Origin of the sequence: Rhizobium sp. NZLR1b (assembly GCF_019685155.1) — a bacterium.
GTDB lineage: Bacteria > Pseudomonadota > Alphaproteobacteria > Rhizobiales > Rhizobiaceae > Rhizobium.
Genome location: NZ_JABDWC010000030.1, coordinates 59,684 through 74,365 on the forward strand (window position 1 = coordinate 59,684; position 14,682 = coordinate 74,365).

12 protein-coding genes and 3 pseudogenes are annotated in these 14,682 nt (G+C 59.8%); 6 read left to right on the forward strand and 9 right to left on the reverse strand.

The features are described 5' to 3' along the window. Nucleotides 1-12: 12 nt before the first annotated feature. On the reverse strand, nt 13-201 hold the full coding sequence (locus HJB84_RS29515) for a hypothetical protein (protein WP_207584419.1): 189 nt from the start codon (nt 199-201) through the stop codon (nt 13-15). Between the two features lie 167 nt (nt 202-368). Between HJB84_RS29515 and HJB84_RS29520 the strand changes: the two genes are divergently transcribed. Next, a complete protein-coding gene (locus HJB84_RS29520) occupies nt 369-1,796 on the forward strand; it encodes an ISNCY family transposase (protein WP_221117639.1) in 1,428 nt (475 codons plus the stop codon). A gap of 218 nt (nt 1,797-2,014) precedes the next feature. Here HJB84_RS29520 and rsgA read toward each other — a convergent pair. Beyond that, nucleotides 2,015-2,797: pseudogene (rsgA, locus tag HJB84_RS29525) on the reverse strand (ribosome small subunit-dependent GTPase A); the annotation flags it as partial. A 206-nt stretch (nt 2,798-3,003) separates the two neighbouring features. Beyond that, nucleotides 3,004-3,870: an AraC family transcriptional regulator gene (locus tag HJB84_RS29530; RefSeq protein ID WP_221117640.1), complete on the reverse strand. Its 867-nt coding sequence runs from the start codon at nt 3,868-3,870 to the stop codon at nt 3,004-3,006. 191 nt (nt 3,871-4,061) lie between these two features. On the opposite strand from HJB84_RS29530, the gene HJB84_RS29535 reads away from it, so the two are divergent. The 5 genes from HJB84_RS29535 (at nt 4,062) to hpaR (ending at nt 9,968) form a co-directional block, all read left to right on the forward strand. Continuing rightward, on the forward strand, nt 4,062-5,231 hold the full coding sequence (locus HJB84_RS29535) for a substrate-binding domain-containing protein (protein WP_207584421.1): 1,170 nt from the start codon (nt 4,062-4,064) through the stop codon (nt 5,229-5,231). A 29-nt stretch (nt 5,232-5,260) separates the two neighbouring features. After that, nucleotides 5,261-6,823: a sugar ABC transporter ATP-binding protein gene (locus HJB84_RS29540; protein WP_259669685.1), complete on the forward strand. Its 1,563-nt coding sequence runs from the start codon at nt 5,261-5,263 to the stop codon at nt 6,821-6,823. Beyond that, nucleotides 6,820-7,824 (forward strand): ABC transporter permease, encoded by a 1,005-nt coding sequence (locus HJB84_RS29545; protein WP_207584423.1) that lies wholly within the window; start codon nt 6,820-6,822, stop codon nt 7,822-7,824. The genes HJB84_RS29540 and HJB84_RS29545 overlap by 4 nt, the downstream gene beginning before the upstream one ends. Before the next feature lie 31 nt (nt 7,825-7,855). Next, nucleotides 7,856-9,283, forward strand: a complete 1,428-nt coding sequence (locus tag HJB84_RS29550) for an arabinose isomerase (protein ID WP_207584424.1) — start codon at nt 7,856-7,858, stop codon at nt 9,281-9,283. A gap of 175 nt (nt 9,284-9,458) precedes the next feature. Next, a complete protein-coding gene (hpaR, locus tag HJB84_RS29555; protein WP_207584425.1) occupies nt 9,459-9,968 on the forward strand; it encodes a homoprotocatechuate degradation operon regulator HpaR in 510 nt (169 codons plus the stop codon). Nucleotides 9,969-10,084: 116 nt separating this feature from the next. On the opposite strand, the pseudogene HJB84_RS34210 reads toward hpaR, so the two are convergent. The 6 genes and pseudogenes from HJB84_RS34210 to gabD form a co-directional block, all read right to left on the reverse strand. After that, nucleotides 10,085-10,249 (reverse strand): annotated as a pseudogene (locus HJB84_RS34210) (IS5/IS1182 family transposase); the annotation flags it as partial. Then, nucleotides 10,233-10,565 (reverse strand): annotated as a pseudogene (locus tag HJB84_RS29565) (SDR family NAD(P)-dependent oxidoreductase); the annotation flags it as partial. The pseudogenes HJB84_RS29565 and HJB84_RS34210, both read right to left, overlap by 17 nt. A 127-nt stretch (nt 10,566-10,692) precedes the next feature. Then, a complete protein-coding gene (hpaI, locus tag HJB84_RS29570; protein ID WP_221117642.1) occupies nt 10,693-11,499 on the reverse strand; it encodes a 4-hydroxy-2-oxoheptanedioate aldolase in 807 nt (268 codons plus the stop codon). Nucleotides 11,500-11,510: 11 nt separating this feature from the next. Then, nucleotides 11,511-12,314: a 2-oxo-hept-4-ene-1,7-dioate hydratase gene (gene hpaH / locus HJB84_RS29575; RefSeq protein ID WP_207584427.1), complete on the reverse strand. Its 804-nt coding sequence runs from the start codon at nt 12,312-12,314 to the stop codon at nt 11,511-11,513. Between the two features lies 1 nt (nt 12,315). Then, a complete protein-coding gene (locus HJB84_RS29580) occupies nt 12,316-13,185 on the reverse strand; it encodes a fumarylacetoacetate hydrolase family protein (RefSeq protein WP_221117643.1) in 870 nt (289 codons plus the stop codon). A gap of 27 nt (nt 13,186-13,212) precedes the next feature. Further along, complete coding sequence (gabD, locus tag HJB84_RS29585; RefSeq protein ID WP_221117644.1) at nt 13,213-14,667, reverse strand: NADP-dependent succinate-semialdehyde dehydrogenase; 1,455 nt, start codon at nt 14,665-14,667, stop codon at nt 13,213-13,215. Nucleotides 14,668-14,682 lie beyond the last annotated feature (15 nt).

Sequence of the window (14,682 nt, forward strand, 5' to 3'; positions counted from 1 at the left end):
ACCGCACGCATGTCACCGCTCTGATGGGAGATGTGCATGAGCCTCGATGACGAGCGAGACAAACTCCCGGAGTTTTACGCCCTCCTCGGCAGTGCGCTCGATTGAGCTGCATGAGCGATTATCTTCTTTTTCTGGCGTGATGCCAATCATCCGGCCGAAGTAAACCCGCTCGTTCGCGCCTGCTGCATGTTCCAGTTCCATAAATACCTCTTACGCCACCGACACTTGAGCGGCTATTTAGTAATGCGACAGTTGGGCCAGTTAGAGATGCGACAATCTTGCCTCTTGGTGCACTGGTTAATGCCTAACGTTGGGAGCAAGGATGACGATCTTCAGCCTGGTCGAGACCAGGAGCGGTCGGAGTCGTCATGTCCTTTATGATCACCATGTCGCAGAAAGAATTGCATCGCCTCGAAGTTGTCCAGAAGATCCGCGATCGGCGCCTTAGCGTTGTCCAGGCCGCCGAACTGCTGGGCCTTAGCCGAAGTCAGATGCACAGGCTGCTGCAGGCGTATGACCATGCCGGTGCGGCCGGCCTGGTTTCGAAGAAGCGATCGAGACCAAGCAATCGGCGCCATGGCGAGGAGTTTCGCAATGCGGCGCTGGATCTCATCCGCGAACGCTATCTGGATTTCGGTCCGACGCTGGCTCGCGAGAAGCTGATCGAACTGCATCATATTTCGGTCGCCAAGGAGACGCTGCGGCAATGGATGACAGAGGCCGGCATCTGGATCTCGCGGCGTGAGCGCAAGAAGCGGGTTTTCCAGCCGCGCGGCCGGCGCGATTGTTTCGGGGAGCTGGTTCAGATCGATGGATCGCATCACTGGTGGTTTGAGAACCGCGGTCCTAAATGCGCCCTGCTCGTCTACATCGATGATGCTACCGGCAAGCTGCTGCATCTGCGGTTCGCCGGATCAGAGAACACGTTCGACTATCTGCATGCGACGAAGGCGTATCTGCAGCAATGGGGTAAACCACTGGCGTTCTACAGCGACAAGCACAGCGTCTTTCGCTCGACTAATGCATCGGAGAAAGACCGGACGAGCGGGCTAACGCAGTTTGGACGTGCGCTCTATGAGCTGAACATCGACATCATCTGCGCCAACACTCCGCAAGCCAAAGGCCGCGTGGAACGCGCCAACCAGACGCTGCAGGATCGGCTGGTGAAGGAGTTGCGGCTTCGCAGTATCGACACGATCGAGGCTGCCAACGCCTATGCATCAGAATTCATTGCGGATTTCAATTCCCGCTTCGGCAAATCGCCGCGCAATCCGAAGGACATGCACCGGCCGCTTGCCGATCATGAGAACCTTGACGGCGCCATGTGTAGGAAAGAAGCTCGCACGCTGTCGCAATCCCTGACACTGCGCTATGACAAAGTCCTCTTCGTTCTCGAACCCAGTGCCGTCTCCAGGCCCTTGGCAGGCAAGAAGGTCGTGGTTTGCGACTATCCGGATGGACGCCTCGAGATCATGCATGAGAGTTACGTCCTACCTTATAGAACCTTTGACACCTTGCGCTCGGTTCATCGGTCAGTTGTTGTCGAGAACAAGCGTCTGGATGACGTGCTCTCGGTCATCATAGAACAGCAGGCAGGGCGGGACCAGCAGCGCAGCAAAAGCGGCCCTCGTCGCACTGGACAGACAGATCATATGTTTGGCATTCGCGACGGCAGCACGAGCAACGGATATCAGAAGCGCGGGCGCAAGCCGGGTAAAAGGAAGGATTTCATGAGCGATCCGGACGTGATTGCTAAGCGACAGAAAGCTCTGGCTCGTATGGAAGCTGCAGAATGAATGGTGGCGAGCATATCTCAAAGCTAAAGCCGAAGGCATCTCATCCGCCCCCGCTCCTCCCTAGCAACCCGGCCCAGCCGGTCGGATCGGGGGCTGATCCGAGGAACAAGTGTCGCGTTTCTAATTGGCTGGAACCGTCGCGGCTCTAACCAGCTTTGACAGACCGACGTCCAAAGATCGTGGTCGTTGGTTCGTATCGTTTGAAGCCGTGCAGACCTTCAATATTTCTTTTTGCGAACGATCTTGTTGCCGCGTGGTCCGCTGAGGACTGGTGTTCTATCGCCGTTTTCAGCCACAAGGCTTCGCCACCGTTCGAGGCGGTGGTCGGCCAAAGTGCCGCTTTTGACAGCGCCCTGAACTGCGCAGCCCGGTTCATGCGCATGGGTACAATCGCGAAATCGGCAAAGCAGTGCCAGTTCCGTTATGTCGGCAAAAAGCGTATCGATCCCGTCGGTCACATCACTGAGGTAAAGTGTTCTTATTCCTGGATTATCTATGACCCAGCCGCCGCCTGGAATAGCATGCAGCGATCGCGCCGTTGTGGTGTGACGGCCTTGGGCGTCATATTCGCGAATAGTCCCGGTTTTCTGCACTGAGTCAGATGCAGGTCCGGTCAGCGTGTTCACCAGCGTCGATTTTCCAACGCCGGAAGATCCCACCAGGGCAATCGTTTGGCCAACGCCGCACCAGGAACTCAAAAAAGAGCTTGCAACGGCAGGTAGGTCACGCTGCAAAGCCTCGGCTTTGGCCTGAAATAGGCTAACGTCGTCCACAGTGTCAGCCTTCGTCAACACGATCACCGCTTTGCTTCCTGCCTGGTTGGCCATGATCAGGTAACGTTCTAGCCGGTCAGTATTGAAGTCGGCGTTGCACGACGTCACGATCAACAGTGTATCGACGTTGGCAGCAACAAGTTGTTGGCCACGTCCGACTTCCGGGCGTCGCCGAAACACGGTTTTTCGCTCGAGCCTAGTGACAAGCATGTCGGACCGGGGATCGGAAAAACACCGAATACAAAATCACGTCTCTCGAATAGTGGCTGCCCTTGAAATCGACCATGACCGAGAACTCAACCCGCCGGTGCATCTTCACCCCGGGTCTATGCCATCATAAATCAGGTTGCAAATGACCGGAAAAATTTGCGACGAAACCCTTTGCTGTCCGGCTGAAGAAGATAACGGCATCGGAAACCCAAAGCGTGGCAAGCTTACCGGTGGCTCGTCGCCCTGAAATCCGTCGGACTTGCGCCCATCAGTTGACGAAACTGAGTCGAAAAGTGAAACGCCGAATGAAAACCGAGAATACCGGCGATCTCCTTGATCGATTTGTCGGTGTTTACTAAAAAATCTCCAGCCCGCTGAATGCGCACGGTCATTTGATATTGCTTGGCCGACATGCCGGTCTGCTCCCGGAACAGGCGCCGGAAGTAGGGATAGCTGACGCCTAGCTCCTCGGCGAGTTGCTCGACAGAAAGCGCATGGCCGCAACGCTCCATCAAGGTCATACGCGCGCGATCGACAAGCCTGCCTGATGCGTTGCTGCTGATGTCGGTGGGCCGGCATAAGAGAGCAAGCAGTTGGAGGCCTAAGGTCGAAATCAGCGGCTGATTGCGCAAGGTATCGTCCTGCGCCAGCGCGTGGATCGAGGCGAAAACATCGGAAACTTCCGCGCTGCTCTGATGAACTGGCCGCTCCGGTTGCAGCAGGCCTGCATCGCAGGCAAAGTCGAAAGCACTTCCCCGACATTCGATCCAGTGCTCGACCCACCCCGTGCGACGATCGGGGGCAAACCGGTGCCATACCCCTGGAAAGAGCAGGAAAATCGAGCCTCCGGCGATCGTGACCTGTCGACGTTCATGCCCAAATTCCAACCGTCCGCTTCCGGCGCTAATGTGCACCACCTGGTAGGCGTTCAGGATACGGCCGCGCGACCAACTGAAATGATGATCGTCCGGATGACGGCTCGGTGGGTAGTCGGAATGGGGCGCGATTTCTGTATAGCCGGTAGAAACGGCCGTGCATCCCCAGGCGGCGCAAAGACGATTGTCTGGCATGTAAACGAAATAGTTCTGCATGTTCCTTGCTGCGCCTGAGGATCATATTTTGTATGCAAAAGATCATTTTTGCGGAATATGCTGTCGTGTCAACGAGAATGCTTGGTGTTAACGTCAATAGGTAAGGTCAGTTTTCGGATGACCTGAACATCTGCGCTGAGATCATCAGCGCTGCCGTTGCCAGGGAGGGCAGGGGCCGGGAGGAGAGAGACATGAAACATCAAGCCAGACTGCTGGTGGTGGCCGCTTGCCTTGCGGCTTCTGCTGCCTATGCCGAGGATTTCCACGGGTTCGATCCGCTAAAATTCGGCGGCAACATGCTGTCGGCCGATAATCTGAAGGCGATGGCGGCAGATGCCGCCAAAATCACCCCGCCGAAAAACGGCAAGACCTACAGCATCGGTTTTGCCAATCTGCAGCGCGATATTTCCTTCGGCGTACTTGTCGAAAAAGGCATTCAGCAGAATGCGGATGCCGCAGGCGTCGAACTCCTGATCGCGGATAACCGTCTCGACGGGCCGACGGCGCTGGCCAATGCCAAATCGTTTGCCGAGCGCAAGGTTGACTACGTCATCGAATTCCAGACCGATGCCAATTTCGGCCAGACCGTAATGGACGTCTTCAAAGCGGACGGCACGAAGGTGACGGCAATCGACATTCCGATGCCGGGCGCGAGCTTCTTTGGCGTCAACAATCCGAAGTCCGGGTTTATGGGCGGGTCCTATCTGGCAACGGCGGCGCAGAAGAAATTTGGCGTCGATGCCGTCAAGACCGGCTATCTGGTCATCGGCGCCCTGCCGCAATCGGGCGTCATCCCGCGCATGCGCACGGAAGGCCAGCGGGCCGGTTTCCTGGCGCTGACCAAGGACTTCCCGGCCGATCACATCATCGAAATCGATACCAAGAACACACTGCAGGAATCCTTTGCGCAGATGAACAACGTCATCGGCCGCATTCCGCCGGGCGTGCCAATTCTGCTCATCGCCATCAATGACCAAGCGACGATGGGGATGCTGCAGGCCGTGCGGGCTGCGGGCCGCGCCGATCAGGCGATTGCGGTCGGCAACGGGGCAGACGAGGCCGAGGCGCTTGCCACCGATCCGAACCTGGTTGCCGCTACCGGTTCGTTCCCCGGCAGCTACGGAAACTACCTGATCCCGATCGCGCTCTCGGCCCTTGCCGGAAAACCCGTCCCGGAGGCGACGTTCGTCACCCACCAGATGGTCACCAAGTCCAATATCTGCCAGTTCTACAAGGAATTTCAATGCGTCGGCGAGGCTGATGCGTACGTGTTTCCGGAAACGGAATTCGCAAGTTACCTCGCAGACCTGAAGAAGCAGGACTGGCTGAAAGGCTACGAGGCAATTCTCCCTCAGCAGTAAGAGGGATGCCGTCAAGGGAGCGTCACGTGATGGACGAGAGAACTGAAGGGAGCCGCAATCAGCGGCTCCAGATCGCCAATGTCACGAAAGCGTTTGCTGGCGTGACGGTTTTGAAGAACGTGTCCCTTGCGGCCCATGCGGGCGAAATCGTTGCACTTCTCGGTGCCAATGGGGCCGGCAAGTCGACGCTTATGAAAATTTTGTCAGGCGTCTACACGCTGGACAGCGGACAAATCCGAATCGACGACAAAATCACGACGATCGCCACCCCACAGGATGCGATTGCGGCCGGCATCCGGCTGATGCCGCAGGAGCTTTCGGTGCATCCGGACCTGTCTGTCGCTGAAAACATCGCGCTTGGCTCCATGCCGAAGCGGAGGTTTGCGGGCATTCCCATGATCGACCGGCCGGCAATGGACGGACAGGCGGAGACGCTGCTCAAGCGATTGCGGCTCGATCATGTCGCGACCGGCCGGCGCATGGGCTCGCTGCCTTTGTCCGAACAGCGAATTGTCGAAATCGCCCGCGCGCTTTCCGGCAAGGCGCAGATCCTTATCATGGACGAGCCGACGGCATCGCTGGGCGAGGCTGACGCCAACAATCTATTCGAGGTGATCGAGGCGCTGAAAGCCCAGGGTGTCACCATCATCTATATTTCGCATTATCTGGACGAGGTCTTCCGGCTCAGCGACCGTATCGTCGTGTTGCGCGACGGCGAGGTTCGTGGCGCGTTCAAGACGGCGGAGACCTGTCGCGACGAGGTGCTGACGGCAATGCTCGGCAGCGATCTCGGCGACCTCTATCCGGCCAAATCAGCAGCGCGTTCGGATGCCAAGATCGTCCTGTCCGTCGAGAGCCTGTCTCTTCCCGGGTGGCTTAACGGCGTGTCGCTTTCCGTGCGGCGCGGTGAGGTATTTGGTGTTTTCGGCCTGATCGGTTCCGGCGCCGAAAAGATCGGCCCTGCCATCTACGGCGCCGAGTCTGCCGCGCGTGCCAAAGCCGTCCGGCTGAACGATATCGACATCGGCCTGTCCGGGCCGCGAAAGAGCGTACGCGCGGGTATCGGCTTTGTCGCCGCCGAGCGCAAGCGTCAGGGGCTGATCGGCAATCTGTCGGTGCGCACCAACACCACGCTGCCCTATCTCAGCCTTTTCACGCAATCCGGCGTCGTCGATCAGAAGCGCGAAGACGCGAGTACCAGCGACTGGATCAAAACCTTGCGGGTCAAGACATCTGGCCCGGATCAGGAGATCCGCCTTTTGTCCGGCGGCAACCAGCAGAAGATCTGCCTGGCCCGCTGGTTGCTCGGAAGCCCCAGTTTCCTGATCCTCGAAGAGCCGACACGTGGCGTCGATCTTGGCGCCCGGCGCGAGATTTACGCGGAAATCCGCCGCCTGGCGGAAGCGGGACTTGCGATCCTGATCGTCTCCTCCGACGCGGAAGAGGTGGCGGGGCTCGCCGATCGCAGCCTCGTTCTGGAGGATGGAAAGGTCGTGGCCGAGCTTGGACAGGATGCGACCGCGACGGACCTGATGCGCGCAGCCGAGCTTCGGCCTGCCGTCCGCGATACGAATGAACCGGAGAAATCATGAGCAAGTCGTCCTCCATTCCCGCAGCGCCAGGTGTTTCGAAGAAGCAGCCAAGTTCGCTGACCGACTTTCTCGGCCGCCCGGCCGCCGGCATCGTGCTCCTCCTGGTGTTCTACATCCTGCTTCTGGCCGCGTTCTCGCTTCTCTCGCCCTATTTCCTGACGCTGAGCAACCTGTCCAACATCGGCACCAACATGGCCTTCATCGGCTTGATGGCTGCCGCCGGTACGCCGCTGATCATCGGCGGCGGACTCGACCTGTCGGTTGCCGCCGTTGCCGGTCTTGCCGGCGTCATCGTGGCGCTGATGCATGCCAACGGCATCAATATCTGGGCTGGCTGCCTCACGGCGCTTGTTATTGGCTGCGCGGTTGGCGTACTAAACGGATTTATCGTCACTCGCCTGAAGCTCAATCCCCTCATCGCCACGCTCGGGACGATGAGCATATTTTCCGGTCTCTCCATGGTCATGACCGGCGGCCTGTCGAAGCCCCTCTTCATTCCAGCCTTCAACTGGCTCGGATCCGGCCGCCTGTTCGGCATCCCGTTTCCGATCATCCTGATGCTGCTCGTGTTCGTCGCGCTGTGGCTAATCCTGTCGAAGACACCGTTCGGACGCTTCGTCTATGCGACCGGCGGCAATCCAGAGGCTAGCAGCTTGCTCGGCGTGCCCGTCGAGCGGACCCAGATGGTGCTCTATATCGTCTCCGGACTTTCAGGCGCTGCGGCCGGCATCATCCTTGCCGCAATGCTTGGCGCTGCAGCACCGAATGCCGCCGGACAGCATCTGCTGACCATCATTGCTGCCATCATCCTTGGAGGCACCAGCCTGTTTGGCGGACGCGGCAGCGTCTGGGGCACGCTGATCGCAGTCCTCATTCTCGGCACACTCAATAACGGTCTGACGCTGATGAACGTGTCCTCCTTCTGGCAGGATGTGACCCGCGGCGTCGTTCTCTTGATGGCTGTCGGCCTCGATCAGTTGCGCGTGCGCCTGCAAAGCTGACGCCATTCCATATTGCATCGGAGAAATACAAATGTCTGAACGCCCATTGAAGGCCGGCCTATTCGGCATCGGCCTGGAGGCCTACTGGCCGCAATTCAAAGGTCTTGAAACGCGTTTGCGCGGCTATGTCGATACCGTCGAGGAAAAGCTTGCGCGCCCCGGCGTCGAGGTCGTCAACCTTGGGCTGATCGATACGCCCGAAAAAGCGCTGGAAGCCGGCCATCAGTTTCGTCAGGCCGATGTCGACATAATCTTTCTCTACATCACCACCTATGCCCTCTCGTCGACCGTTCTGCCGGTGGTCCGTCGTGCAAAGGTTCCGGTGATCATTCTCAATCTGCAACCGACCGCAGCCATTGACTATGCCAGCTTCAACGCGCTCGGCGATCGCACCGCGATGACCGGCGACTGGCTGGCGCATTGCTCGGCCTGCCCCGTCCCGGAAATTGCCAATGTCTTCCACCGGGCGGGCATTAGCTTTCATCAGGTGACCGGCGTTCTCACCGGCGATCCGATCGTCGAGGAGGAGATCAACGACTGGATCGAGGCTGCGCGCGTCGCCCATGTAATGGCGCATAATCGGCTCGGCGTCATGGGCCGCTACTACAATGGCATGCTCGATATCTATTCGGATCTGACCGCGCAAGCGGCAGCCTTCGGAACACATATCGAAGTGCTGGAAATCGACGAGCTGGCGCGGCTCCGCAATGACGTAAGCGAGGCGGATGTCTTCGCCTGTCTGGCGACGATCAAAGCCGAATTCGATGTGCAGCCCGACTGCGACCCCAAGGAGCTGGCGCGTGCGGCAAAAACCGCAGTGGCGCTGCGAAGACTGGTGATCAAGAAATCGCTCGGGTCGCTGGCCTATTATTACGAATCTCAGCCCGGCAACGAATACGAGGACATTATCACCTCGGTCATCGTCGGCTGTTCGATGCTGACGGCCAATGGCGTGCCGGTTGCCGGTGAGTACGAGATCAAGAACGCTCAGGCCATGAAGATCATGGATAGCTTCGGTGTCGGCGGCTCGTTCACGGAATACTATGCCATGGATTTCGCCGCAGACGTCGTGCTGATGGGGCATGACGGGCCCGGGCATACCGGAATTGCCGAGGGGCGCACCAAGATCCGCCCGCTGCAGGTTTTCCACGGCAAGGTCGGCTTCGGCGTCAGCGTCGAGATGTCTGTCAAGCATGGACCGGTGACGCTGCTTTCGGTCGTCGAGAGCGCCGGCAAGATCAAGCTGCTCTGCGCAGAGGGCGCCTCAGTCGCAGGCCCGATCCTCGAAATCGGCAATACCAACAGCCGGTATCAGTTTCCGCTGGGAGCGCGGCGCTTTGTCGAAGCGTGGAATGCGCAAGGACCGGCCCATCACTGCGCCGTCGGCGTCGGGCATATTGCCGGGCGCATCGAAAAGCTGGGAAAGCTGTTGGGTCTTGAGTTCGTAGCGGTATGTTAGCGTGACGGTGAGATGAGCGAGGCCTCACGGCCGCCTTCAATGCAGGCCCTGCGGCAACAAATTCGTCCCAGGTTGGTGAAGCCCGTCATTCGGGTGGTTGAAAAGACGTTAGGACTTGTGTTTGGTCGTTACCATGTTAATGGAATCAGCATGTTGATGCGAGCGGATCGCCAAAATGCAGCAAAAAACAGCTGGTAGCCACACTCAACTTCCGTCTGAACCCTCGTCCGACGAGACGACTCAGCCGCAGCGCGCCCGCCGCTCTCTGGCAATTTCACTTTTGCGTGCTCGCGAAGGGGTGATGAGCCATTTTCGGCCGATCCTGGCAGCGCATGATGTGACAGAACAGCAGTGGCGCGTCATTCGTGTTCTGTACGAGGCGGACAAGTTGGATGCGAGCGAGGTGGCAGATAAGGCCTCAATTCTCGCCCCGAGCCTGACGCGGATGATCAGGTCGCTTGAGGAGCGCGGTTTCATTACCAAACATAGGGATGACGACGACGGCCGACGGGTGCTGTTACAGATTACTTCGGCAGGACAGGCTATTGTCGAAGAAGTTATGCCGGAAAGCTTGAAGGTGTATGCTGACATCGATAGGCGATTTGGAGCCGAGCGAATGGAGAGACTTCTCGACATGCTGGAAGAGCTCACCGCTTTAAGGCTCGAAGAAGCGCCTGATACCTGAACTAATTAATATGTTAAATAAAATTGACGATCCGTATGAACTGTAGCAGTCTCCAATTATGCTAACGCTGTTTGGGAGGCAGAGTTTGATCTATTGCAGAATCGCAGCCTCGTCGATCGGGCACAATTGCTGTCGAAAGCCTTGTCTGCCAGCAACCCGCCAAATTCGATGCCGTCAATGAGGGGCGCGACACCAACTGTGTCGTGTCGGTTGCCGGGCAGGAGTTCGAAGCGAACCAGATTTCCTAGGGCGTCTGTCAGAGCCAGTATTTTGGTGGTCAATCACGGCGAGATCCCAGGTCTCATCCATCATGCTGACCGTCGGCCTGACCCCGTGGCCACCGGCATTGGCAATCAGGATATCGAGCCCGCCGAAAGTCTCGTTGACCTTCTCGACGGCAGCCTTCATCGCCGCACCATCGGCCGCGTCGGCGGCAACGACGGTCGCGCCGATTTCATCGGCGACGGCCCGAAGCGGCTCGGGACGTCGCCCGACGAGCGTGACATTGCCGCCTTCCTGCCGGATGCGGCGGGCAACCGCCGCGCCGATGCCCGTGCCGCCGCCGGTGATTATGGCTGTTTTGTTCTTGAAACGCATGCTGCCTCCTCTTGACCTTCGCAATCATGATCGAAGCATGCCGAGGCGTAGCGTCTATTTGTGCAGTTGGTTTTGACTGAGCGTGCAAAATGATGCAGGCCGTGCAAAACAATACAGGCGGAAAGTGTCAGTAGGCCTTCGCATCGGTTGCGGGTCTAGAAGGTTCCGCTTTCTTGAAGTCGTCGAGGAGCCTGGTCGTCGCATTGGTGAGCAGCGTGACATCGTTGCCGATGGCGACGAAGGTGGCGCCGAGCTCGAGATAGCGCTTGGCCAGAGAGAGATCGCCGATGAGAATACCGGCGGCTTTGCCGTGCGACTGGATCCTGGCAAGTGCCTTTTCAACCTCCGCCTGCACCGCGCGCGCGCCCGGCTTGCCGAGATGCCCCATATCGGCGGCAAGATCGGCCGGGCCGATGAAGACGCCGTCGACGCCGTCGGTCGAAGCGATCGCATCGAGTGCGGCAAGCCCTGCACGGCTCTCCACCTGCAGCAGCAGGCAGATCTCGTCATTGGCGGTTTGCAGGTAGTCGGGAATGCGGTTGAAAGCCGACGCCCGGGCAAGGGCGGCGCCGACGCCGCGCACACCCTGCGGCGGATAACGCATGGCGCGGACCATGGCGTCCGCCATCTCCTTGCTGTCGACCATCGGAATGAGCAGCGTCTGCGCGCCGATATCGAGCATCTGCTTGATGATCCAGGTCTCGCCGACCGGCGGGCGGATCACCGCATGGCTCGCCGCGCCTTTCATAGCCTGCAACTGCGAGACCAGAAGCGGTACGTCGTTCGGCGCATGTTCGGCGTCGAGCAGCAGCCAGTCATAACCGGCGCCGGCTGAGATTTCGACCGTGTAGGGGTTGGCGAGCGCCTGCCAGAGGCCGATCTGGGCGCGGCCTTCCTTCAGAGCCTGCTTGAAGAGGTTTTTGGGCGCGGGCATGGTGCTGATCCTTAGGCAAAGAAGAGGCTGACGGAGCCATAGGGGCCGAAGTCTGCGACGATGGTATCGCCGTGCCGCGCCTCGATCGGACGAATGAAGGAACCCGCCAGCACGATCTGGCCGGCGTCGATGCCGTCACCATATTGCGCCAGGCGATTGGCAAGCCAGGCGACGCCGCGGGAGGGCTGATTGAGAACGCCGGCCCCGAGCCCCGTCTCTTCGACCTCGGCATTGCGGCTGACGATCGCGCCCATCCAGCGCATGTCGATCTGGTCGGGCTTTACGGCGCGGCCACCGGTGACGATGCCGGCATTGGCGGCGTTGTCGGAAATGGTGTCGACGATGGTGCGCGCCTTTTTTGTCCCAGGATCGGCGCGCAGGATGCGGGTGTCGAGGATTTCGAGCGCAGGCGTCACGTAATCGGTGGCGTTCAGCACATCGAAGATCGAGATCCCAGGCCCCTTCAGCGGCGCCTTCATGACGAAGGCGATTTCGGCTTCGATGCGCGGCTGGATGAAGCGGTCGGCGGGCACTGTCGCGCCGTCCTCGAATAGCATGTCGTCGAAGAGCACGCCGGAGTCCGGCGTGTCGATGTTCAATGCATACTGCATCGCCTTCGAGGTCAGTCCGATCTTCCAGCCGATCGGCTTGCGGCCGGCGGCGATCTTCTTCTTCACCCAGGCGGCTTGTACGCCGTAGGCATCGTCCATCGTCATGTGCGGATACTTCAGCGACAGAAGCTCCGTCTGGACGCGCGTCCGTTCTGCTATATCGAGCCGCTCGGCGGCCTGCCTGATCTCGTCTGACGTCAGCATCTCACACCTCGTCGGCGATCGTGTTCGTGAGGACGCCCATGTCGTTCGCCTCGACATCGACGACGTCGCCGGGCTTTAGCCAGATCGGCGGATCGAAGCGGGCGCCGGCGCCCGTCGGCGTGCCGGTGACGATCACGTCGCCGGGAACCAGGGTGGTGAAGGTCGAGACGTAGTTGATGATTCTGGCAAAGGAAAAGATCATCCGACTGGTGCGGTCGCTTTGGCGCACTTCGCCGTTGACCCGCGTCTCAAGCTTGATATTGGCGAGTTGGCTCTCATCCGTGAACGGGATCAGCCACGGACCGATCGAGCCGGTCCGATCGAAGTTCTTGCCCTGGGTGACGTTGAATTTCGCATGCCGCACCCAGTCTCGGATCGTGCCCTCGTTGCAAAGCGACAGGGCGGCGATGTGGGAAAATGCATCCGCTTCGGCAATCCGCCGGCCGCCTTTGCCGATGACGATAACGATCTCGCCTTCATAGTCGAGCTGCGGGCTTTCCGGCGGCCGGATCAGCGGCTGGCCGTGGCCGGTAAACGACCGGGGAAAACGGATGAACAGGGAGGGATTGGAGGGGGCCGCCTGGCCGTCCTTATATTCCTCGTTGCGGTCGGGGAAGTTGACCCCGACGCAGATGATCTTTTCCGGCGACGGAATGGGGATCTCGAAGCGGATCTCATCCAACGTATAATCCGGCTTCAATGTCTTGCCTTCGTTGGCGAGCTGAGCGAGGCGGCCTGCCTCGATGACCTCGCGCAGGCTCGGCCAGGTCGCGCCGTGGCGGGCCGACAGGTCGACGACACCGCCGTCGATGGCAAGCCCGTAGCCATGACGGCCGTTTCTGGAGAAGGACAGGAATCTTGGATGGGTCATGCTTTTCTCTCGGGCCTTGCTTTGGCCTCAGGCGATGCCGCCGAGGCAGACATATTTGATTTCGGTGAATTCCTCGATGCCGTATTTCGAGCCTTCGCGGCCGAGGCCGGAGAGCTTGACGCCGCCGAAGGGGGCTTCGGCCGTCGAGATCAGCCCGGTATTGACGCCGACCATGCCGTATTCCAGCGCCTCGGCGACCCGGAAGACGCGGGCGAGATCCTTGGCATAGAAATAGGAGGCGAGACCGAACTCGGTGTCGTTGGCCTGGGCGATCACGTCGGCTTCGTCCTTGAAGCGGAAGAGCGGTGCCAGCGGACCGAAGGTCTCCTCGCGGGCAACCGCCATCTCCCTGGTGACATCGGCGAGGATGGTCGCTTCGTAAAAAGTGCCCCCGAGCGCGTGTTTCTTGCCGCCCTGAACGATGCGGGCGCCCTTGTCGACGGCATCGGCCACGTGCTCCTCGACCTTATCAAGCGCTGCCTTGTCGATCAGCGGCCCGAGGATCACGCCCTCGTCGTAGCCGTTGCCGGTCTTGAGCTTGGATACGGCGGCAGCGAGTTTCTCGGCAAAGGCGTCGTAGACCTTTTCCTGCACATAGATGCGGTTGGCGCAGACACAGGTCTGACCATTGTTGCGAAACTTCGCGATCAGGGCGCCCTCTACCGCCGCATCGAGATCGGCATCGTCGAAGACGATGAACGGCGCATTGCCGCCGAGCTCCAGGCCGAGCTTCTTGATGGTCGGCGCGCTCTGCTTGTAAAGCTCGGCGCCGACCTCGGTCGAGCCGGTGAAGGTCAGCTTGCGCACGACGGGATTGGCGGTCATTTCGCCGCCGATCTCCCGTGCGGAGCCGGTGATCACACTGAAGAGGCCCTTGGGAAGTCCGGCGCGCTCGGCAAGGATGGCGATGGCGATCGCCGAAAACGGCGTCTGGCTGGCCGGCTTCAGCACCATGGCGCAGCCAGCGGCCAGGGCGGGCCCGGCCTTGCGGGTGATCATGGCGTTCGGAAAGTTCCACGGCGTAACCGCGGCCACCACGCCGATCGGCTGCTTCATCACCATGATGCGCTTGTCGGGCTGATGGCCGGGGATCAGGTCGCCGTAAATCCGGCGGCCTTCCTCGGCGAACCATTCGATGAAGCTCGCGCCATAGACGATCTCACCGGTGGCCTCCGCCAGCGGCTTGCCTTGCTCCAGCGTCAGGATGCGGCCGAGATCGTCCTTGTTCTCGATCATCAGCTCATACCATTTGCGCAGGATGCCGCAGCGCTCCTTGGCGGTCCTGGCAGCCCAGCCCTTCTGCGCGATCCGCGCGGCCTCGATCGCGGCCCGGGTCTCGGCGGCCCCGAGCTTCGGGACGTAGCCGATGGTCTCGCCCGTGGCCGGATTGGTGACCGCGATACCCGTCTCCCGGTCAGCCTCAATCCAGTGATCGCCGACGAGGGCTGCCTGGCAGAACAGACTGATATCTTTGAGCTGCATGGTGACGGTCCTTTA